Here is a 20,425-nt window from a genome sequence, read left to right as displayed (position 1 = left end):
CCCCTACTCGTCGCCTTCGCCGAGCAACACCGCGATGTTGTCGATCAGGCGGGTGGTGCCGACGCGGGCCGCCACGAGCAGCCGCGCGTCGCCGTTCTCCGGCGCGGGACCGAGGTCGGCCCCGCGCAGCTCCAGGTAGTCGAGCTCGACCTCCGGCACCTGCGCCAGCACGTCGTGCGCGGCCTTGAGCACGGCGTCCGCGCCCTGCGCCGACACGTGCGCGCCCGCGGTCAGGGCGGCCGACAGCGTCACGGCGTGCTGGCGCTGCTCGGGGCTCAGGTAGGCGTTGCGCGACGACAGGGCGAGACCGTCGTGCTCGCGCACCGTCGGCACGCCGACGACGTCGAGCGGGAAGTTCAGGTCGCGCGCCATCTTGTGGATCAGCTGGAGCTGCTGGTAGTCCTTCTGCCCGAACACCGCGTACGTGGGCTGCACGATGTTGAACAGCTTCCCGACGACCGTGAGCACGCCCGCGAAGTGACCGGGGCGGACCGCGCCCTCCAGCTCGTCGCCGAGCGGACCGGGGTGCACGGTGACCTGGGCGCCCTCCGGGTACATGTCCTCGACGGACGGCGCGAAGACCAGCCCGACCCGCTCCGCGCGGCAGATGTCCACGTCGGACTCGAACTGCCGCGGGTACTTGTCGAGGTCCTCGTTCGCGCCGAACTGCAGCGGGTTCACGAAGATCGACACCACGACCACCGTGTTCTGCATGACCTGGGCCTCGCGGATCAGCTGCCGGTGCCCGGCGTGCAGGGCGCCCATGGTGGGCACCAGTGCCACGTTGCGTCCGGCGTTGCGCAGCGCGCGCACGACCCGGTTCAGCCGCGCGGGGTCGCGGTGCACCGTGACGTCGTCGGGGCGGAAGTCGTCCTTGGTCAGGGGCTTGGTCACGTCAGTCCTCGAGAGTGGTGCGAACGTCGTCGGCCGCGTCGGGCTTGAGCAGCCCGGAGCGTTCGGCCCGCTCGGCGGTGCGCCGGGCGAGCACGCGGTAGCTGGGCAGGGTGTCGGGTGCCTGCTCGGCCAGCACGGTGAGGTGCTTGCGCAAGGTACCCGTGTCGCCGCGGGCGACCGGACCGGTGAGGGCCCGGTCGCCGTGGCGCAGCGAGTTGTCGAGCGCGGCCGACAGCAACGGCCCGAGCAGGCGCTCGGCGTTGGCGACGCCCGCGTTGGTGAGCAGGTCCGCGGCGTCGCGGACCAGCGTGATCAGGTGGTTCGCGCCGTGGGCCAGCGCGGCGTGGTAGAGCGGGCGGACGGCCTCCGGCACGCGCACCGGTTCGGCGTCCATCTCCACGACCAGCGCCTCGCCGACGCTCCACGCCACCTCGTCGCCGTCCGCGGCGGTCACGCCGACGCACGCCGAGCTCATCCGCTGGAGGTCCTCCGACCGGCCGGTGAAGGTCATGACGGGGTGCAGCGCGAGCGTCAGCGCGCCCAGCTCGGCGGCGGGTTCGAGCACGGCCACGCCCTGCGCGCCGCTGGTGTGCACGACGATCTGCCCCGCGCGCAACGAGCCCGTGGCGACCAGTCCGCGCACCAAGCCCGCCAGCTCGTCGTCCGGGACGGCCAGCAGCACCAGGTCGGCGCGCTGAGCGACCTCGGTGGGGTCGGCGATGGCGACGCCGGGCAGCAGCTCCTCCGCGCGGGCGAGGGAGGCCCGGGAGACGGCGGCGGCGCCGACGACCACGTGACCGGTCCTGGCCAGCGCGGCGCCCAGCACCGAGCCGACCCGGCCGGCCGAGATGACGCCGACGGCGAGCCTGGCCGGACGAGGGGTCGCGTCCATGCGACTAACTCCTTCTGACGTTCCAGTCCCGGTTCGGGTACCAGACGACGCCGCCGAGGGTAATCCCGCACGTCCCGGCGCGTGGCCGGGCGGTGACCGGACTCACCCGCGGGCGGCGGACCTGGCCGCGTGCAGCGTGTCGAGCAGCACGCCGTGCCGGCTCTCGGCGCTCTGTCCGGCGGTGCCCTGCTCGATGCGGTGCCGCAGGAACGCCAGCTCCGTGACGGCCACCTGGTAGTTCCGCACGGACCTGGCCGCGGCGTCACCGGACTTGCGCTTGACCGCCCGCAGCCAGTTCCTGCGGCCGTTGAGGCTCGCCAGCAACGCGACCTCGCTGTTCGCGATCCACCGGTTCTGCGCCATCGCCGCGAGCTGGCCCGCCACGATCCGCTGCTCCCGGCGGCGCTGCCACACGACGATCGCGACCGCGCCCGCGAACAGCGGCACCATGACCAGGAAGTACAGGTTGATGAACGCCGACCCGGTCTCGACCTTGGTCATCGCGTTCCAGCCCGCGTGCAGGCCGACCGCGGCCAGATACCCGGCGATCGGCGCGACGACGCGGGTCGCGGCCCTGCTGGAGCTCGCCGCGATGCCGACGCCGATGCCGGTCATCGACGTGAACAGCGGGTGCGCGAACGGCGAGAGCACGCCGCGCAGCAGGAACAGCGCGACCACACCGCCCTCCAGGTCGCCGAAGCCCTGCTGGGCGAAGATCCGGCCGAAGTACCAGATGTTCTCGGTGAACGCGAAGCCCGCCGCGGTGATGCCCGCGTAGACCATGCCGTCGACGACGCCGTCGAACTCGTGCCTGCGCCGCAGGTAGACGGCGATCAGGAAGGCCGCCTTGGTCGCCTCCTCCACCACCGGCGCGCCGATGAGCAGCGTGAAGTCGCCGCCACCGCCGTGGGTGAGGATGTCGCCGACCACGCGCGAGGTCTGGTTGAACACCAGCGAGCTGATCGTCGCGCCGCACGCACCCCAGAAGAACGCGAAGAGCAGCATCTTCGCCGGTTCCGGCTCCCACCGGTCGATCCACAGGAACGCGCTGACCACGAACGCGACCGGGATCAGCGCGGCGGCGGCACCGACGAGGATCGGCTCCAGCCCGATGCTCGTCGACCCGAGCGCGAACAGCACGAGACCCGCCGCGGCCAGGGCGATCAGCCCGACGACGGGGAACAGGACGGTCCAGCGGCGCTGTTCGATGCGCTTGCGGCCCGGCGTCGGCGAGAGGTCGGCGTCGTTCACGAGAAATGACCTTAGATGCACACTTGTCCGGTGTTCGATCCGGAAGCCGCTTGGCACGCCGCGCTGTACGGCCCCGATGGCTTCTTCGCCCGCGGTGAGAAGCCGTCCGCGCACTTCCGCACGTCTGTGCTGGTCGGGCCGGAGCTGGCGGAGGCGCTGCTGGTGCTGCTCGCACGCGTGGACGCGGCGCTCGGATTTCCCCCGGTCGTGGACTTCGTGGACGTCGGCGCGGGCGGCGGCGAGCTCGCGTCCGCCGTCCGGCGGCTGGCGGCCGGGTCGCTGGCCGCGCGGCTGCGGGTGACGGCGGTCGAGCTCGGTCCGCCGGTGGAGCTGCCGGGGGTGCGGTGGACGGCGGAGGTGCCGTCGTGCACCGGGTTGCTGGTCGGGCACGAGTGGCTGGACGCGATCCCGTGCCCCGTGGTGACCGGCCCGAGCGACGACCCGTGGATCGCGCGGTGGTGGCCGTTGGCCGACGGTGAGCAGGCGGAGGTCGGGGCGCCCCGCGACGCTGCCTGGGCCGCGGCGGTCTCGCGGGTGCGCGGTGCGGCGCTGGCGGTCGACTACGGGCACCTGGTGTCGTCCCGCCGGTTCACGCTGACGGGTTACCGCGCCGGCCGGCAGGTGCCACCGGTGTTCGACGGTTCCTGCGACATCACCGCGCACGTGGCGCTCGACGCGTGCGCGGAGGCGGCCGGCGGTGACCGGGTGCTGGTGTCGCAACGGGACGCGCTCGCCGCACTGGGGCTGACCGGTGAGGTCACCGGGTCGGGCTGGGAGTGGCTGGAGTCGGTGGCGCGGGCGGGCCGGATCGCGGAGCTGCGCGACCCGGCGGGGCTGGGCGCGTTCGGGTGGCTGCTGCACGGCCGCGGTGTCGCGGTGGCGGACCTGCTGCCGGAACTGCCGCCCTGGCGTCCGATACCCGCCAGCACCGCCGACGTGTGACGACGATCGTTGCGGGCATGCGAATCCACACCGTTGCCCCGGCCGCGGCCCTGTCCGACCCCGGCCGCGAGTACCGCGCCTCCGAACCCGGCGTTCCGCTGCGGTGCTGCCTGCGCAAGTCGGCGCCGGACGAGCCGGTCTGGCTGTTCCGCTACTCCCCCGCCGCGGGCAAGGGCCCGTACGAGGAGGTCGGGCCGGTCTTCACGCACGTCGACTGCCCCGGCGGCGCTGCGCCGGACCGGCTGCCCGCCGGGTTGCTGAACAACTCCCGGGTGCTGCGGGCGTACAACGCGGCCGGGCAGATCGAGGACGGTGTCCTGGTCGAGCCGGGCGGGTTCGACAGCGCGGTGGAGGGGCTGCTGAACACTCCCTCGGTCGAGGCGGTGCAGGTGCGCAGCCTGTCGCACGGGTGCTTCCTCTTCGCGGTCACGCGGTCGTGAAACCATTGCCGGTGTGAGCGAGCAGATCACCGTCGGCGTCGGCGCGGGCGCGCAGTACCTGGGCGTGGACCGCGTGATCGACCTGGGCCCACTGCACCCGTCCGCCCACGGCGCCTACCGGTTGCGGCTCACGGTCACGCCGGACCTGGTGATCACCGCCGCGACCCCGCTCGTCGGCCACCTGCACCGCGGCGCCGAGAAGCTGTTCGAGGTCCGCGACTACCGCCAGGTCCTCACGCTCGCGAACCGGCACGACTGGCTGTCGGCGTTCTGCAACGAGCTCGCGGTCGCGCTGGCCGTGGAGCGGATGACCGGAATGGACGTCCCCGCACGAGCCCAATGGCTGCGCGTGTTGTTGTGCGAGCTCAACAGGCTGATGGCGCACATGGTGTTCCTGACGCCGTTGTGCCCGGCTGCTGCCGCGTACCGCGAGGGCGTGCAGGCGTTGATGGAGGAGGCGTCGGGCGGGCGCATCCACTTCATGTTCAACCGGATCGGCGGCCTGCGCGAGGACGTGCCGGCCGGCTGGACCGGCAGGGTGGCCGACTTCCTGTCCACAGTGGAGGACCTGGAGGTCGACCTCTCCGCGCTGGAGGGACTCGGCGTCCTGCCGCTCGCCGACGCGCTGCAGTACGGCGTGACCGGGCCGATCGGCCGGGCCAGCGGGGTCGACCTCGACCTGCGCCGCGACGACCCGCTGCCCGCGTACCGCTCGCTGGCGGTCACGCCGGTGGTGCGCACCGAGGGCGACGCCGCTGCGCGCGTGCGGTGCCTGCTCGACGAGGTGCTGCTCTCCCTGCGGCTGGCGCGGTCCTGCCTGGACGCACTGCCGGCCGGACCGGTGAACCTGCGGCTGCCCAAGGCGATCAAGGCACCGGAGGGTTCGGTCTACACCCGCGTCGAGGCGCCGCTGGGCACGTCCGGTGTGCACCTGTCGTCCCGCGGCGAGAAGACACCGTGGCGGCTCAAGCTGCGCACGCCGTCGTTCAACAACGTCCAGGCGCTGTCCGCGCTGCTGCCGGGCACGTCGGTCGACGACCTGCCGGCCGTGCTGAGCTCGTTCGCCGTGATCGTCGGGGACATCGACAAGTAGACGGCCCTGGCACGGCGGTTCCGGCGACCTGCCTAGTCGTCGCGGCGACGGCGGCGGCGCGGGGCGTCCCCGCCGCCGAGTGACGCCAGCAGCTCGCTGACCGACTTGCCGTCGGCGTGCGCTCCCGACGGGTCCTCCGGCGCGGCCCTGCGGCCACCGGAGACCGCGGGCAGGCTGGCCGACGACTCCTCGGACGCAGCACGACGGCCCGTGGCCACCGCGGGCAGCCGCGCGGACGACTCCTCGGCGGCACGACGACCCGTCGGCGCCGGCGTGCGGGTGGCCGGCTCCTCCGGTCCGCGCCGGGTCACCGGCGGCAGCGACACGAACGAGTCCTCGGAGGCCGTGCGGCGGCTGGACTGACCACGTGCCGGTGGGAGCGACGCGGAGGACTCCTCGGAAGCAGAGGCGGAAGCGGAAGCGGACGCCGCTCGGCGCTTGCCGCTCGGCGGCTCGTCCGGCTGCAGCGTCTCCCACGAGCCGCTGTCCTGCTCGGGTGCGCGTTCGTCAGCGCGGCGGCGGCCGGTCAGCGACTTCGGGTCGACGATCTCGGTGCGCTCGGCGACCCGCGACCGCGGTGCCTCCGGGGTGCGCGGCTCCGCGGCGGGGGTCTTCTTCACCGGCGGCTTCTCCGGGCGCTGCAACGCTTCCGTGCGCTGCGCCTGCGCCTGGGCCGGCTGCGGCTGGGGGCGCGGCACCCGTTCGGTGCGCTGGACCGGCTGCGCGGTCGGCTTGGGGGGCTGCTGCTGGGCGCCGAGCCGGGCCGACACCGCGGCGGCGGCGCTGCCGGCGCGTTGCGGGGCCGAGCGGCCGGCTTCCTGCTTCACGGCCTTGGCCGGCTCACGGCGGGCGGCGGCCGGCTGCGGGCGCGGCGAGGTGCGGGTGGGCTCCGGTCTGGCCGGCTCCGGGCGGGCGGGTTCGCGGCGCGGCGGCTGCACCTTGGCGTCGTGCGCCACGCGTTCGATCAGCTCGGTGCGCTCCGACGGCTTCTCCGCCGACGCGGTCACCGCGGGCTTGGCGGCGTTGATCGCGTTGATGATCCGCTTCTCCGAACCGGAGCTCAGCCGGGAACCGTCACCGGCCAGCGCGCGCAGGCGGGTCGACTCCGCGCGCAACGCCACGCGCTCGACCAGGACGTCACCACCGCCCAGCAGACCTTCGAGGTTCTCCCGCAACGCCCTGAGGTCCGCGCGCAGCGCCTCGATGTCGGCGCGCGACTCCTCCTCGATCCGCTTGCGGGTCTCGGCCTCGATCTCCAGCTCGTACTCGCGGCGGGCGGCCACCTCGCGTTCGAGCTCCAGCTCGTACACGCTCTGGAGGTCGGCCACCTCGTCGTCGCGCTCGCTGACCTGCTTGCGGTACTTGGCCGCGAGGAACGCACCGACCAGTGCGGCCCACAGCGCGGCCACCACGGCGAGGCGCAGCATCCGGGCGCTGTCGCTCAGGACGAGCACCGCCGCGGCCACGAGGGCGAGCGCCAGCGCTGCGACCAACAGCAACCGCCCGGAGCCACGACCGTGATCTTCTTGCTCGTCGTCGATCGACGCGCCGCGTCCGGTCATGCGCACTACGGTACCGCCTAGTTATCCGACTGAGACCTGCGCACCGGTGTCTAATCGTTCCCGGAACCCTCCGTCGGCGTCTTGCAGCAGTGCTCCAGCCACAGCGCCGCAGCGGTCAGAGCGGCCGCGCTGACCATCCCGACAACCGCCGCGAACAGGTCATTCCCGGCAGCGGCGAACGAGTCCTGGACGGGGATCACGTAGATCAGCAAGGCGGTCCAGACGCCGAACATCAACGCGCCGAGGACCGAGGACGCCTTCGCCAGCGCGACCGCGCGGGCGGCGGTGAGCGGCTGGACCGGGCGCGCGCCCTGGCGGCGTTCGATCCGGGCCCGCAGCGAGAACGCGAACCACACCTCGACGGCGGCGAGCGCGAGCAACGTCGACCCGGCCGCGCGCGGCAGCGGCGGCAGGGTGTCGTAGGCGAGTCGCAGGAACAGGTGCGCCAGCAGACCGGCGATGACCACGACGGTCGCCAGGTCGCGGGGACGGGTGAACCTCACGCGTCCATCCAACCGGAAGTCAGCACCAGGTCGTCGCGGCGGCGCACGCCCTCGGTCGAGAACTCCAGCGCCGCAACGGGTCCGTGCCCCGGCAGCACCGCGTCGGGTTCGACGTCGAGCCACGGCACGAGGACCGTGGCGCGTTCGAACGCGCCGGGGTGCGGCAGGAGGAGGTCCGGGTGGCCGGAGGTCACGCCGTCCACCGTGACCACGTCCACGTCGAGCGTGCGCGGTCCCCAGCGCTGCTCCCGCACGCGCCCCGCGGCGTTCTCCAGCGCCTGGCCGCGGCGCAGCCAGCCCCACTCGTCGACGTCGTCCGCCTCGACGACCACGACGGCGTTGAGGAAGTCCGGCTGGTCCTCCACGCCCCACGCGGCCGTCTCGTACACCGGCGACACCGCGACGACGTGCTCGCGCAGGCCGTCCACCACCGACCTGAGGAACGCGAACCGGTCGCCCAGGTTCGAGCCGATCGACAGGACCGCGCGGGTCATTGCGCGTCTTTCTTGAGCGGCGCGGCGAGCCGGCGTGACCTGCGGATCGTCACCGACACGTCGTCGAAGGTCAGCGGGATCGGCGCGGACGGCTTGTGCACCGTCACCTCGACCGCGTGCAGCCGGGTGTCGGTCATCGCGGCGTCGGCGATCTTGCCGGCGACCGTCTCGATGAGGTCGTGCGGCTCGCCGCCGACGATCGCCGCGGCCATCTCGGCGAGCTCGCCGTAGTGGTAGGTCTCCTTGAGGTCGTCGGTCCTCGACGCCGTGCTGAGGTCGAGCCACAGCGTGATGTCGACGACGAACTCCTGGCCCTCGCGCTTCTCGTGCTCGAAGACGCCGTGGTTGCCGCGGACCCGCAGGCCCGTCAACGCGATCCGGTCAGCCATGTCCCCGCCTCCACGCTCCGGCGACGGCGACCGCGTCCAGCGTCCGGTCGACGTCGTGCACCCGCACTCCCCACGCCCCGTTGAACGCGGCCAGCGCGGACACCGCCGCGGTCGCGTCCTCCCTGCCGTCCGGCGGGCGGTTGTCCAGCAACGTGCCGAGGAACCGCTTGCGCGACGCGCCCACCAGCACCGGGAACCCCAGGTCCACCAGCTCGTCGAGGCGGTGCAGCAGCTCCCAGTTGTGGTCGCCGAGCTTCGCGAACCCGAGACCGGGGTCGAGCACGATCGACGACTCGGCGACACCCGCCGCCAACGCCGCCTCCACGCGCTCAAGCAGTTCCGAGCGCACGTCGGTGACCACGTCGTCGTAGCGCGCCAACGAGTCCATCTCCGTGCTGTGCCCACGCCAGTGCATCAGCACGTACGGCACTCCAGCGTCGGCGACGACCTCGACCATCTCCGGGTCGGCGAGGCCGCCGGAGACGTCGTTGACGATCGAGGCGCCCGCCTCCAGCGCCGCCGAGGCGACGGAGGCCCACATCGTGTCCACGCTGACCGGCACGCCCTCCGCGACGAGAGACCGGATCACCGGCACCACGCGGGCGATCTCCTCGGCCGGCTCGACGCGCGCGGCGCCCGGCCGGGTCGACTCGCCGCCGACGTCGACGAGGTCGGCGCCGCGCTGGTGCAGCGCGACCCCGTGCTTCACCGCGTCCGAGCGGTCGAGGTAGCGGCCGCCGTCGGAGAACGAGTCGGGCGTGACGTTGAGGACGCCCATCACGACGCACCGGTCCGGGCGGGGCAGACCGCTCACCGCAACCGGCCCCTGATCAGCTCGATCGCCTCCGCGCGGGTCGAGGCCGACGTGCGCAGCAGCCCGCGCACCGCCGACGTCGTCGTGCGCGAGCCGGGCTTGCGCACACCGCGCATGCCCATGCACAGGTGCTCGGCCTCGACGACCACGATCACGCCGCGCGGTTCGAGCTTGCGCACCAACGCGTCCGCGACCTGCGAGGTCAGCCGCTCCTGCACCTGCGGGCGCTTCGAGTAGAGGTCGACGAGCCGGGCGAGCTTCGACAGCCCGGTCACGCGGCCGTGCTCGTTCGGGATGTACCCGACGTGCGCGACGCCGTGGAACGGCAGCAGGTGGTGCTCGCAGAAGCTGAACATCGGGATGTCCGTGACGAGGACGAGCTCCTCGTGGCTCTCGTCGAACGTCTTCGCGAGCACGCTGTCCGCGTCGGTGTAGAGCCCGGCGAACAACTCCCGGTAGGCACGCGCCACCCGAGCGGGGGTCTCGCGGAGGCCTTCGCGCTCCGGGTCCTCACCGCACGCGATCAGCAGCTCACGCACCGCGGCCTCGGCACGGGCCTGGTCGAAGGCCCGCCGCGCGGAGACGCCGGCCTCCCCGTCGTGGGTGAGGCCGGCGTCTGCGTCGAGCCGGTGGTGCTCGGTCACTGCCGCTCGTCCTGGTCTGGCTGCGGCTTGCGCGGCTCCCAGACGTTGTGCGGCTGACCGGGGACGGTCGCCGGTGTCCACCCGGGCGGGGCGCCGTAGTGCGGCGGGCCCGACCCGGCCGGCTGACCCGGCTGGTGCACGCCGTTCGCACCGTTGGCACCGTTCGGCGAGGGCAGTTCCTCGGTCGGCGCCGCAGCGGCGGGCTCCTCCTGCTGCAGCTCCTCCTCGATGACGTCCTCGACGACCGGCGGCCACGGCTCGCCGCGTTCCTTGGCGAGCTCGCCGGGGGTCTTGACCGGCGGGATGTCGGACGGCGTGCGGTCACCGAAGTCGTTGAACTGGGTGATGCGCGGCCGCTTCTCGACGCGGGCGAAGATCCGCTCCAGGTCCTTCTGGTGCAGGGTCTCCTTGTCGATCAGTTCGAGCGTGAGGTCGTCGAGGACGTCGCGGTAGGTGTTGAGCACCTCGTACGCCTCGGTGTGCGCGGCCTCGATGAGCTTGCGCACCTCCTCGTCGATCTCGTGCGCGACCTCCAGCGAGTAGTCCGCCTGGCGGCCGGCCGAGCGCCCGAGGAACGGCTCGCCCTGCTCCTGCCCGTACTTCACGGCGCCGAGCTTCGCGCTCATGCCGTACTCGGTGACCATCGCGCGGGCGATCTTCGTCGCCTGCTCGATGTCGTTGGACGCACCCGTCGTGGGCTCGTGGAAGACGAGCTCCTCCGCGGAGCGGCCACCCAGTGCGAACACCAGCCGCGCGATCATCTCGGACCTGGTCATCAGGTCCTTGTCCTCTTCCGGCACCGAGAGGGTGTGACCACCCGTGCGGCCGCGGGCGAGGATCGTGACCTTGTAGACCGGGTCGATGTCCGGCATGGCCCACGCGGCCAGGGCGTGCCCGGCCTCGTGGTACGCGGTGATCTTCTTCTCCTTCTCGGAGATGATCCGGCTCTTGCGGGCCGGACCGCCGATCACGCGGTCGACGGACTCCTCCAGCGCGGCACCGGTGATGGTGGTGCCGTTCTGGCGCGCGGTGAGCAGTGCCGCCTCGTTGATCACGTTCGCCAGGTCGGCGCCGGAGAACCCGACGGTGCGCTTCGCGAGCCCGTCGAGGTCGGCGTCGTCGGCGAGCGGCTTGCCCTTGGAGTGGACCCGCAGGATCTGCTTGCGGCCCTTCAGGTCCGGCGCGGAGACCGGGATCTGGCGGTCGAAGCGACCGGGGCGCAGCAGGGCGGGGTCGAGGATGTCGGGGCGGTTCGTCGCCGCGATCAGGATGATCCCGCCGCGCGAGTCGAAGCCGTCCATCTCGACGAGCAGCTGGTTCAGGGTCTGCTCGCGCTCGTCGTGCCCGCCGCCGAGACCGGCACCGCGGTGGCGGCCCACCGCGTCGATCTCGTCGACGAAGATGATGCACGGCGCGTTCTGCTTGGCCTGCTCGAACAGGTCGCGCACACGCGAGGCACCGACACCGACGAACATCTCGACGAAGTCCGAACCGGAGATCGAGTAGAACGGGACGCCCGCCTCACCGGCGACGGCTCGTGCGAGCAGCGTCTTGCCGGTTCCCGGCGGGCCGTAGAGCAGTACGCCCTTGGGGATCTTGGCGCCCAGCGCCTGGTAGCGGCCGGGGTTCTGGAGGAAGTCCTTGATCTCCTCGAGCTCCTCGACGGCCTCCTGGGCGCCGGCGACGTCCGCGAACGTCGTCTTCGGCATGTCCTTGGAGAGCTGCTTGGCCTTGGACTTGCCGAAGTTCAGGACGCGGTTCCCGCCGCCCTGGGCGTTGTTCATCATCCACATCAGGAGGAGCAGCAGCAGACCCAGTGGCACCAGGTAGATCAAGATCTGCATCAGGATGGACTCCTGGCTGACCTTGGTCTCCACCACGGGCTTGTTGCCGGCCTGGTCGAGGATGGTGAAGATCTCGTCCGTCGAGCTCGCCGGGAACTGCGTGATCAGGCGGTTGCTGTTCTCGAACGTCGAGCCGTCCTTGAGGGTCAGCCGGAGACGCTGCTCCTTGTCCTCGATCGTGGCTTCCTTGACGTTGCCCTCACGCACCTGTTGCAGTGCCTGAGACGTCTTGACCTGGTGGTAGCCCCGTGAGTCGTCGAAGAGCACGGTGAAGACGAAGTAGAGCAGCAACACCGCAGCGATCCACAGCAGCGGGTTGCGAAGCAGGCGCTTGCGGTCCATGCACTTACGGCCGGCGGGCGGCCTCGACCCTCCCTGACTTGCGCGTCGGGCAGTGGAAGACCCACATACCGCGTCCGACCAGCCTACCGCCCGCTGGTCGGGTACTGGACAACCAACGGTCTTGCCCGCCGCTGGGTTCCCGCGCGTGACCGCTGCCACGCATGTTCACGCTGTTTGGTTCACCCGGAACAAGTGCGGCCGACCAGACGAGTGACGCAGGTCACGCCATCTCATTACGTTTAGGGGTCACATGTCATCCTCATGCATCCCCCGAGTGTTCCCCCGCCACTCGAAAGAGTGAACACGTGACCGAAGGTAAGTAACCGTATGTCAGCTCGCCATACGTCCCCCGGGTTGTTCCGGAGGGTCGCCCTCCCCGTGGGCGCCCTGCTCGGTGTGATCGCGGCGGCCGGCGTCACGGTCGTGGCACTGCGCGTGACCAGCGGCCCCGACTGCGCGGGCGCCCTGCCGCTCAAGATCGCCGTCACGCCCGCGGCCCTCGACGTGGTGAACGCGGCCGCACAGGACTACCAGCGGTCCCAGCCGGTCGTGAACGGCCGGTGCGTGCAGGTCCAGGTCGAGTCGCGCAACGCGGCCGACGTGGCGCACGAGCTGCCGACCGCGCAGATCAACCCGCACTCCCTGTGGATTCCCGACTCCTCGATGTGGGCGGCCGAGGCCCAGCGCCAGTCGGCCGAGACCGGTCCCGAGGCCCCGAAGCTGGACATCAAGCCCTCGCTGGCGTCCTCTCCGCTGGTGGTGGCCGGTTCGGAGACGACGATGGGCAAGATCGGCTACCCGATCTCCCCGGTCTCCTGGACCAAGGTGATCGACCCGAAGGTCACCGTCTCGATGAGCGACCCCACGATGACGTCGGAGGGCCTCGCGACCCTCTTCGTCATCCGCACCCTGCTCGGCAACGCCGACGGCACGCCGAAGCCGGAGCTGGTCAGCACCCTGCTGAGGGTGGGCCGCACCGCCATCCCGTCGGTGCGCGACGCGTTCGGCAAGGTCACCACCGACGCCGAGAAGGCACCGCTGTTCGCCGCGACCGAGCAGTCGGTCGTCGCGAACAACCGCACCGTGAAGAAGAACGCCGTCCTGGGCGCACCGCCCCGGGAGGGCACGCTGTCGTTCGACTACCCGCTGGTGCGCGTGTCGCGGCAGAACGAGCAGGACGGCACCGGCGAGGCCGCCGCCGAGTTCGAGCGGGTGTTGCGCTCCGCGGAGACGGTCAAGCGCTTCGGCGAGGCCGGCTTCCGCACCACCTCCGGTGCCGCGCCGGCGAAGTGGTCGACGCAGGTCGAGGGCGTGCAGGCCGGTGACGTGAAGCTGATCGAGACGCCGGGCGCCGACCAGGTCTCCGAGCTGCTGCGCACGTGGGGCGCCATCAGCCTCGACATGCGCATGCTGACCGTGGTCGACGTGTCCGGCTCGATGATCGAGAAGGGTCCCAACGGCAAGACCCGCGTGGAGGCGGCGACCGAGGCGTCGATGACGGCGCTGTCGATGCTGCCCGACACCACGCAGATCGGCCTGTGGGCGTTCTCGACGGACAAGAAGCCGCCGCAGGACTGGATCGAGCTGGTCCCCGTCGGCCCGCTCGGCGAACCCCTGCAGGGCGTCGCCCGCCGCAAGCGCCTGGAGGCCGGGGCCTCGCAGCTGAACGGCCTGGTCGGCGGCGGCACGGCGTTGAACGACACCACCCTCGCCGCGTTCCGCCACGTGCTGGCGGGCTACGACCCGTCGAAGGTCAACTCCGTGGTCCTGATGACCGACGGCCGCAACGACGACATCTCGTCCATCAGCACGGCCTCGCTCATCGAGACCCTGAAGCGCGAGTCGGACCCCGCGCGCCCGGTGCCGATCATCATGGTCGGGCTCGGCCAGGAGGCCGACATGGACGCGCTGCGGGCCATCGCGGCCGCGACCGGCGGCAAGGCGTACCAGGCGCCCAACCCCGAGGACATCCGCGGCGTGCTGCTGGACGCCGTCTCCCAGCGCCGCTGCCGCCCGAACTGCTGAGCCGCTGAACGCACGCGGGGAGCTTCCGTACTCCAGACGAGTACGAAGGCTCCCCGCGTGCGTTGCGGCTCAGCTGGAGTAGACCTTCGGGTCCAGCGTGCCGATGTAGGGCAGGTCGCGGTAGCGCTCCGCGTAGTCGAGGCCGTAGCCGACGACGAACTCGTTGGGGATGTCGAAACCGACGTACTTCACCGGCACCTCGACCTTGACCGCGTCGGGCTTGCGCAGCAGCGTGCACACCTCGAGCGAGCGCGGGCGGCGCGACTGGAGGTTCTTGAGCAGCCACGACAGCGTGAGACCGGAGTCGATGATGTCCTCGACGATCACGACGTTGCGGTCGGCGATGTCGCGGTCGAGGTCCTTGAGGATCCGCACCACGCCGGACGACGAGGTGGACGAGCCGTAGGAGCTCACGGCCATGAACTCCAGCTGCACCGGGACGGGCAGCGCGCGGGCAAGGTCCGCCATGAACATCACCGCTCCCTTGAGAACGGTGATCAGCACGAGGTCGGAGTCACCTTCTGGGTGATCGTCAGCGACCTGCTTGGCGAGTTCGGTGACCTTGTCGCTGATCTCCTGCTCGGTGATGAGCACGGATGCGATGTCGCCGTCGTACACGGAGAGGTCTCCTCTGGTTAAGACTCCGGTTCCACCTGGAGCCTGCCATGCGCACGGCGCGCGACAAAGCCGCCGGGTAGCCAGACACCGCCCTGACCACGCCATTCACTCACCAGTGCGTCCACCCGGCGCAGGTGCGAATCGGACAGTTCCGGCACTCCTTCGTCGAGGAGCCACGACCTGAGCACTCTGCGTCGCAGCGCCGCCGGCAGCTCCGCGACGTCGGCCACGGCGCAGCAGTCGCCCGCGAACGCCTCCGCCAGCTCGTCGAGGGCGTCGCAGTCCTCCCTGAGCTGCGCCGCAGTGCGCGCCAACGACCCCGCGACACCGCCTTGCAGCACGTCTTCGAGCAGTGGCAGCACTTCCGCCCGCAGGCGCACACGGGTGAACGACGGATCGTTGTTGTGTGGGTCGTCCCACACTTCGATGCCCTGCTCCACACATGCGGCACGCGTCGTCGCGCGGGAGACGTTCAGCAGCGGTCGGCCCCATGGCGGGTCATAGGCGCGCATGCCGGCGATCGAGCGTGGACCGGAGCCGCGGCCGAGGCCCAGCAGGACCGTCTCCGCCTGGTCGTCCAGCGTGTGGCCGAGCAGCACGACGCCGTTCTCCGGCTTGAGGGCGGCGTACCGGGCCCTGCGCGCGGCCGCCTCGGGACCGCCGGGACCCGTGACGTCGACGGGCGCCACGCGTGCCGTCAGCCCCAGGTCGGCGCAGATGCCCGCCGCACGTGCCGCGACCTCGTCCGAGCCGGGCTGGAGCCGGTGGTCGACGACCACGGCCCGCGCACCGGGGACCAGCCGCGCGGTGGCGGCGGCCAGTGCGAGCGAGTCGGCGCCGCCGGAGACGGCGACGGTCACGCCGTCCGGGCGCACCTCGCCGAGAAACCGCCGGACCGCGGCCCTGACCTCGGAGACCGGGCCGTTCACGAGGCCGCGCTCACGGGGAGACGCGGCGCAGCCAGGTCATCGGCTCGGCGATCTCCGCGCGGGTCGGGAGGGTGTCGGCGCTGGCCCAGACGGCGTTGAAGCCGTCCATGCCGACGCGTTCGACGACGTACTCGGTGAACGCCGCGCCCTCCGCGTACTGCCGCACCTTCGCCTCGACGCCGAGCAGCGTGCGCAGGACCCGGTCGAGCAGGCCGCCGCCCTTGCGCCGCACGGTGAAGCGGCTGCGGATCGTCGACACCGACGGCACGACCGCCTCGCCCACGGCGTCCATCACGTGGTCGGCGTGGCCTTCGAGCAAAGTGGACAGTGCGATCAGCCGGTCCAGCACCGCTTTCTGCTGCGGTGACTGGACGAGCTCGATCAGCCCGATCGGACCGTCGCCCGCACGCAGCTTCGTGCGGAAGTCGCGGATGACCTCCGGCAGCGGCGCCCTGTCCTCGTCCATTGTGGACAGCAGCGTCGTGACCTGCTCCGCGAAGTACCTGCGCAGCCACGGCACCCCGGTGAACTGCAGCCGGTGCGTGCACTCGTGCAGGCAGACCCACATCCGGAAGTCGTCCGCCGGGACGTCCAGCGCCTGTTGCGCGCCCACGATGTTCGGCGCCACCAGCAGCAGCCGCCCGGCCAGCTGGTCGCTCGGGCTGAACGGGTCGTACTGGCCCAGCACCCGCGAACTGAGGAACGACAGCACCACACCGGCCTGCACGCCCGCGGTGCCCGCGAGGACCGCCGCCATCGCACCCGTCTGCCGCGGCATCGCCGGAGCCGTGAGCGCCTCCAGGCCCTGCGCGGCCGCCTTGACCCAGGCGGGCCGGTCCACGACCTCACCCGGCAGCAACGGCAGCCCCTGACCGAGCCCGGTCAGCTCCCGGACGTGCACCTCGGCCTGCGGTGCCAGCTCGCGCAACCGGCCGACGACGTGCCCGGCCTCGTCTCTGCCGACCACCGGACCGGGCCGCACCAGCCGGGTCGCGGTCGCCACCGCCAGCTCCCAGTCCACCGGGCCGAGCTCTGCCTCCGTCGCGCCGTTCACCCCGCCGACGCTACCTGCGCACGCCCCGCTACGAACAGCCACAGCCTCGCAACGCCGCCGCCAGCACGTCCAGCGCCGGCCGCACCTCGGTGTCCGGATTGCCCGGGTTGCCGGACATGAACGCGAACACCAGCACCCGCCCGTCCACGTCGACCACGACACCGGCCAGCGCGTTGACGGCCGTCAACGTGCCCGTCTTGGCCCGCACCCAGCCCTTGCCGCGCGCGGCGGCCCCGTCGTACCGCCCGGCCAGCGTGCCGCTGCCACCGGCCACCGGCAACGCCGTGAGCAACGGCCGCAGCTTCGCGGTCTTGTCGTCCATGGTGGGCTTCGCGGCCGCCGTGAGGACGTCGGTCAGCAGCTTCGCCGGGATCTTGTTCGTCGCCGACAACCCGCTGCCGTCCACGAAGTTCGCCCCGGTGAGGTCGAACCCGTGCTTGGTGAGCACGTCCCTGACCGCCTTCACCCCACCCGCGAACGACGGCTCGTTGCCCGTCCTGATCGCGAGCTCCCTGGCGACGGCCTCAGTGAGCACGTTGTCCGAGATCTGCATCATGTTGTCGACGAGCTGCTCCACCGGCGCCGACTTCACCTCGGCGACGGTCTGCGCCCCCGGAGGTACCGCACCCGCCGCCGCCGCCGTGACCCCGAGCCTGGCCGCGAACGCGTCCGCCGCCTGCTGAGCGGGCGTCGGCGTGCGGGCCCCGTCGACCTTCTTCGGGTCCAGCCGCCCACCGTCGACCATGAACGGCACGATCGGCGTGACCGACCCGCCCGCGATGTCGGCGGTCTCCCACTGCGGCCCCATCGGCTCGCCCGCGTACCGCCCGAGGTCGTAGAGGACCTTGGTGACCGGCCCCTTGGCCTTGACCTGGTTGACCAGGTCGTCCAACGACGCCGCACCGGGGTAGACGCTGCTGCCCGGCGTCGCCGAGATCGTCGGGTCACCCCCGCCGACCACGACCACCGTGCCCGGCTCCGACCCTTGCACCACCTTGGTGCTGAGCTGGGCGGTCCGGTCCAGCTCCAGCAACGCGGCCGCCGCGGTCAGCACCTTGAGGCTCGACGCGGGCGTCGCCGGGGTCGTGTCCCCCTGCTGCCACAGGACGGTGCCCGTGGAGGGGTCGACGACGCTGCCCGTCAGCGGGCTGAGCGCACCACTGGCCGCCGGACCGGCCAGTGCCTGCCTGATCCCCTGCGGAGTCGGTGCCGGTCCCTGCGCGCTGATGGGCTTGACCAGCGGCTGGACGTTGGCCGGCGCGGCCGGCGGCTTCGTCTCGACCGCCTCGGTGCCGCCGAGCTCGTTGACCGCGTAGACGGTGGCGCCGGCCAGGGCCGCCACGACCACCAGGGCCAGGACGACGGCCAGGGGCTTGCGGCTCTTCTTCGGCTGGTCGTCCTGGGTGTTCTTGGTGTCGTTGAGGCGGTCTTCGGGTTCCTCGTCGTAGCCGGGGAGGGCTTCTGGCTCTTCTTCTCGCGGTTCGGCCGGCTTCACCGGGGCCAGGCGGACGGTCGCCGGGTGGGCGGCGTCGTGGCGCTGCTGGGGTGGCGTCGGGTGTTGGCGTTGGTTGACCGGACGCAGGTTCTGCCGGGTGGGCGGGTCCTGGTGCTGAGGTTCCTGACGCTGGGGCTCCTGGCGCAGAGGCTCTTGGCGCAGAGCGGAGGGCCACGGCTGGTCGGGGGTGCGCTGGCCCGGTCGCTGGTCAGGGCGGTACTGGCCGGGGCGGGGCTGCTGACCTGGCCGGTGCTGGTCAGGGCGTCCCTGGCCCTGGCCGAACTGGCCTCCGCGCGGCTGGCCGGGCGCGGATTGGCCAGGTGCGGGGTTGCCGGGTGCGGGGTTGCCGACGTGGGGCTGGCCTGGGCGGCCTTGACCGGGTCGGCCCTGGTCCGGACGGCCTTGAGGACGGGCCTGGCCCGGCCGTGCCTGTCCCTGTTGCTGGTCTTGGCGGCGCTGATCCGGCTGGTTCTGGTCCTGACGCGACTGCTCCGGACGCGCCGGTTCCGACCGCAGCTGCTCGGTGCGGGGCTGTTCCGGACGGGTCTGCTCGGTGCGCGGGGAATCGGCGGGCGAGGGCTCAGCCGGGCGCGGGGGGCCGAGCTCCAACTGGCCGGAGCGGGACAGCTGCTCGTCCTGCTCCGGTTCCGCGGTGGTCGGCTTGGGGACCACGCGGGTCTGGTCGCTGGGCGGTTCGACCGTGGGCGCGGGTTCGACGCGGGGTGCGCCGTCGCCGTCCTTGGACGGGGTGACGCGCACCGGGGTTGCGCGCGGTGGGTCGGCAGGTGCGGGCGGGATGACGGAGAGGGGGACCTGGACCGTCGCGCCGTCCGGGGTGGGGAGCGGGACCTGGATCGTCGCGCCGTCGGGCAGTGCCGGGGGCTCGGCGTCAACGGCGGGAGCGGGCTCTGGCTCGGCGGACTCAGGTGCGGCCGGCTGCGCAGCGGGTTCCGGCTCCGGGGTCGTGGGGGCCTGCGAGGCGGGATCGGGCTCGGCGTCCGAGTCGGCGGCGGTGTCGGGCTCGGCCTCGACGGGCGGTTCGGGTTCCGGGCGTTCCGAGGAGTCCGGGCGTTCCGAGGAGTCCGGGCGTTCCGAGGCTTCCGGAGGTTCCGGGGAGTCCGGCTCCGGAGTGGAGGGCTCCTCCTCCGCGACGGGGACCGGGAGCGCGGTGGTGCTCTGCTCGGGAACGGCGTCCGCAGCAGCGTCAGCAGGCTTGGAAGACGAGGTCGGGGCCGGTTCGCGACCGTTCAGACCAATCCCGTCGTGAGCATCACCACTCGGATTTTCACCCGATGGTTCCGCCGAACCGCCGTTCGCTGAGGTCGCAGGCCCGTCGACCGGGTCAGCAGCAGCAGAAGACGCCTCGACGGGGACAGAGTCCGCGGAGGGCAGCGGGGAGGACGACGGAGGCTCCGGAGTGGACGGTGCCGTGAGCACCGGGGCCACCGGGAGCGCGAGCGTCGGGCGCTCGGGTGAAGGTGCGGTGACCTGCGACGGAACGGCGGTGGCCGGCGACTCCGGGATGGTGTCGTCGTCGTCGGTCGGCCACTGGGGGTCGTCCGGCACAAGGGCCTCCGTCAGCTCGGTACGGGCAATCTCACACCCGCCAGCCGCGGCTCCGATGAGGGTTGACAGGGCGTCGTGGTCCACACTAGTGGCGTCACGAATGGGCTACATGAGCGAGGACCAGTGGAGTTCGACGTCCTGATCGAGATCCCCAAGGGCGTGCGCAACAAGTACGAGGTGGACCACAAGACTGGTCGCATCCGCCTCGACCGCACGTTGTTCACGTCTACGCAGTACCCGGCCGACTACGGGTTCATCGAGGACACCCTGGGTGAGGACGGCGACCCGCTGGACGCCCTCGTTCTCGTCCAGGAGCCGACGTTCCCCGGCTGCCTGATCAAGGCCCGCGCCATCGGCATGTTCCGCATGACCGACGAGAAGGGCGGCGACGACAAGGTCCTGTGCGTGCCGGCCGACGACCCGCGGCACGAGCACCTGCGCGACATCCACCACATGGCGGAGTTCGACCGCCTGGAGATCCAGCACTTCTTCGAGGTCTACAAGGACCTGGAGCCCGGCAAGAGCGTCGAGGGCGCGACCTGGGTCGGCCGCACCGAGGCCGAGGCCGAGATCAAGCGCTCCTACCAGCGTCTGAAGGACGCCGAGGCGCACGGCGAGGGCCACTGAGGCACGC

19 protein-coding genes are annotated in these 20,425 nt (G+C 72.0%); 5 read left to right on the top strand and 14 right to left on the bottom strand.

From position 1 onward, the window contains the following. Positions 1–3: 3 nt before the first annotated feature. The 3 genes from panC to ACZ7CH_RS15655 form a co-directional block, all read right to left on the bottom strand. Entirely contained in the window at positions 4–894 is an 891-nt protein-coding gene (gene panC / locus ACZ7CH_RS15665; RefSeq protein WP_458429633.1) for a pantoate--beta-alanine ligase, read from the bottom strand. A 1-nt stretch (position 895) separates the two neighbouring features. Further along, positions 896–1,786 carry a Rossmann-like and DUF2520 domain-containing protein gene (locus tag ACZ7CH_RS15660; protein WP_360385224.1) on the bottom strand — a complete coding sequence of 297 codons (891 nt, stop codon included), beginning with the start codon at positions 1,784–1,786 and terminating at the stop codon, positions 896–898. 102 nt (positions 1,787–1,888) lie between these two features. Then, positions 1,889–3,037: a PrsW family intramembrane metalloprotease gene (locus tag ACZ7CH_RS15655; protein ID WP_360385222.1), complete on the bottom strand. Its 1,149-nt coding sequence runs from the start codon at positions 3,035–3,037 to the stop codon at positions 1,889–1,891. Between the two features lie 30 nt (positions 3,038–3,067). Here ACZ7CH_RS15655 and ACZ7CH_RS15650 point away from each other — a divergent pair, with 30 nt between their 5' ends. Genes ACZ7CH_RS15650 through ACZ7CH_RS15640 form a run of 3 tightly spaced genes read left to right on the top strand, consistent with a single transcriptional unit; the run spans position 3,068 to position 5,512 of the window. Then, on the top strand, positions 3,068–3,979 hold the full coding sequence (locus tag ACZ7CH_RS15650) for an SAM-dependent methyltransferase (RefSeq protein WP_470374222.1): 912 nt from the start codon (positions 3,068–3,070) through the stop codon (positions 3,977–3,979). A gap of 17 nt (positions 3,980–3,996) precedes the next feature. Further along, positions 3,997–4,419, top strand: a complete 423-nt coding sequence (locus ACZ7CH_RS15645; RefSeq protein ID WP_360385218.1) for a DUF1203 domain-containing protein — start codon at positions 3,997–3,999, stop codon at positions 4,417–4,419. A 13-nt stretch (positions 4,420–4,432) separates the two neighbouring features. Beyond that, positions 4,433–5,512, top strand: coding sequence for an NADH-quinone oxidoreductase subunit D (locus ACZ7CH_RS15640; protein ID WP_470374221.1), 1,080 nt, complete (start codon positions 4,433–4,435; stop codon positions 5,510–5,512). Positions 5,513–5,544: 32 nt separating this feature from the next. On the opposite strand, the gene ACZ7CH_RS15635 is transcribed toward ACZ7CH_RS15640, so the two are convergent. From ACZ7CH_RS15635 to ftsH, 7 genes are read right to left on the bottom strand one after another with little or no spacing between them, the layout of a single operon-like run. After that, positions 5,545–7,074, bottom strand: a complete 1,530-nt coding sequence (locus ACZ7CH_RS15635) for a DUF6779 domain-containing protein (protein ID WP_470374220.1) — start codon at positions 7,072–7,074, stop codon at positions 5,545–5,547. Positions 7,075–7,124: 50 nt separating this feature from the next. Next, a complete protein-coding gene (locus ACZ7CH_RS15630) occupies positions 7,125–7,577 on the bottom strand; it encodes a DUF3180 domain-containing protein (protein ID WP_360385212.1) in 453 nt (150 codons plus the stop codon). After that, positions 7,574–8,071, bottom strand: a complete 498-nt coding sequence (gene folK, locus ACZ7CH_RS15625; protein WP_470374219.1) for a 2-amino-4-hydroxy-6-hydroxymethyldihydropteridine diphosphokinase — start codon at positions 8,069–8,071, stop codon at positions 7,574–7,576. The genes ACZ7CH_RS15630 and folK overlap by 4 nt, the downstream gene beginning before the upstream one ends. Beyond that, positions 8,068–8,460, bottom strand: coding sequence for a dihydroneopterin aldolase (gene folB, locus ACZ7CH_RS15620; protein ID WP_360385208.1), 393 nt, complete (start codon positions 8,458–8,460; stop codon positions 8,068–8,070). Before folB ends, folK begins: the two co-directional genes overlap by 4 nt. Further along, positions 8,453–9,238 carry a dihydropteroate synthase gene (folP, locus tag ACZ7CH_RS15615; RefSeq protein WP_360385206.1) on the bottom strand — a complete coding sequence of 262 codons (786 nt, stop codon included), beginning with the start codon at positions 9,236–9,238 and terminating at the stop codon, positions 8,453–8,455. Before folP ends, folB begins: the two co-directional genes overlap by 8 nt. A gap of 32 nt (positions 9,239–9,270) precedes the next feature. Further along, the gene (gene folE, locus ACZ7CH_RS15610) at positions 9,271–9,918 is read right to left on the bottom strand and encodes a GTP cyclohydrolase I FolE (protein ID WP_360385204.1); all 648 of its coding nucleotides are present in this window, start codon (positions 9,916–9,918) and stop codon (positions 9,271–9,273) included. Further along, positions 9,915–12,104 (bottom strand): ATP-dependent zinc metalloprotease FtsH, encoded by a 2,190-nt coding sequence (gene ftsH, locus ACZ7CH_RS15605; RefSeq protein ID WP_360385202.1) that lies wholly within the window; start codon positions 12,102–12,104, stop codon positions 9,915–9,917. The genes folE and ftsH overlap by 4 nt, the downstream gene beginning before the upstream one ends. 378 nt (positions 12,105–12,482) lie before the next feature. On the opposite strand from ftsH, the gene ACZ7CH_RS15600 reads away from it, so the two are divergent. After that, a complete protein-coding gene (locus tag ACZ7CH_RS15600; protein WP_360385200.1) occupies positions 12,483–14,129 on the top strand; it encodes a substrate-binding domain-containing protein in 1,647 nt (548 codons plus the stop codon). Positions 14,130–14,198: 69 nt separating this feature from the next. Here the strand turns inward: ACZ7CH_RS15600 and hpt are convergent, their stop codons facing one another. The 4 genes from hpt to dacB are packed head-to-tail and all read right to left on the bottom strand — an operon-like array spanning position 14,199 to position 19,791. Continuing rightward, on the bottom strand, positions 14,199–14,747 hold the full coding sequence (gene hpt, locus ACZ7CH_RS15595) for a hypoxanthine phosphoribosyltransferase (RefSeq protein WP_030472607.1): 549 nt from the start codon (positions 14,745–14,747) through the stop codon (positions 14,199–14,201). A gap of 17 nt (positions 14,748–14,764) precedes the next feature. Continuing rightward, complete coding sequence (tilS, locus tag ACZ7CH_RS15590) at positions 14,765–15,676, bottom strand: tRNA lysidine(34) synthetase TilS (protein WP_470374218.1); 912 nt, start codon at positions 15,674–15,676, stop codon at positions 14,765–14,767. Positions 15,677–15,686: 10 nt separating this feature from the next. Beyond that, positions 15,687–16,730 carry a zinc-dependent metalloprotease gene (locus ACZ7CH_RS15585; protein ID WP_470374217.1) on the bottom strand — a complete coding sequence of 348 codons (1,044 nt, stop codon included), beginning with the start codon at positions 16,728–16,730 and terminating at the stop codon, positions 15,687–15,689. A 28-nt stretch (positions 16,731–16,758) separates the two neighbouring features. Continuing rightward, the gene (gene dacB, locus ACZ7CH_RS15580; RefSeq protein WP_470374216.1) at positions 16,759–19,791 is read right to left on the bottom strand and encodes a D-alanyl-D-alanine carboxypeptidase/D-alanyl-D-alanine endopeptidase; all 3,033 of its coding nucleotides are present in this window, start codon (positions 19,789–19,791) and stop codon (positions 16,759–16,761) included. A 123-nt stretch (positions 19,792–19,914) separates the two neighbouring features. Between dacB and ACZ7CH_RS15575 the strand changes: the two genes are divergently transcribed. Beyond that, positions 19,915–20,418, top strand: coding sequence for an inorganic diphosphatase (locus tag ACZ7CH_RS15575; protein ID WP_360385192.1), 504 nt, complete (start codon positions 19,915–19,917; stop codon positions 20,416–20,418). Positions 20,419–20,425 lie beyond the last annotated feature (7 nt).

Source organism: Lentzea sp. NPDC037011 (assembly GCF_055607425.1).
The sequence above is the reverse complement of the archived record's forward strand: the minus strand, read 5'-3'. Positions and strand labels throughout refer to the sequence as shown.

Bases quoted from the DNA above. Each gene is read 5' to 3' on its own strand.
- ACZ7CH_RS15660 (WP_360385224.1), bottom strand. From the start codon at position 1,786: ATGGACGCGACCCCTCGTCCGGCCAGGCTCGCCGTCGGCGTCATCTCG.
- ACZ7CH_RS15645 (WP_360385218.1), top strand. From the start codon at position 3,997: ATGCGAATCCACACCGTTGCCCCGGCCGCGGCCCTGTCCGACCCCGGC.
- ACZ7CH_RS15635 (WP_470374220.1), bottom strand. From the start codon at position 7,074: ATGACCGGACGCGGCGCGTCGATCGACGACGAGCAAGAAGATCACGGT.
- folK (WP_470374219.1), bottom strand. From the start codon at position 8,071: ATGACCCGCGCGGTCCTGTCGATCGGCTCGAACCTGGGCGACCGGTTC.
- folB (WP_360385208.1), bottom strand. From the start codon at position 8,460: ATGGCTGACCGGATCGCGTTGACGGGCCTGCGGGTCCGCGGCAACCAC.
- folP (WP_360385206.1), bottom strand. From the start codon at position 9,238: ATGGGCGTCCTCAACGTCACGCCCGACTCGTTCTCCGACGGCGGCCGC.
- ftsH (WP_360385202.1), bottom strand. From the start codon at position 12,104: ATGGACCGCAAGCGCCTGCTTCGCAACCCGCTGCTGTGGATCGCTGCG.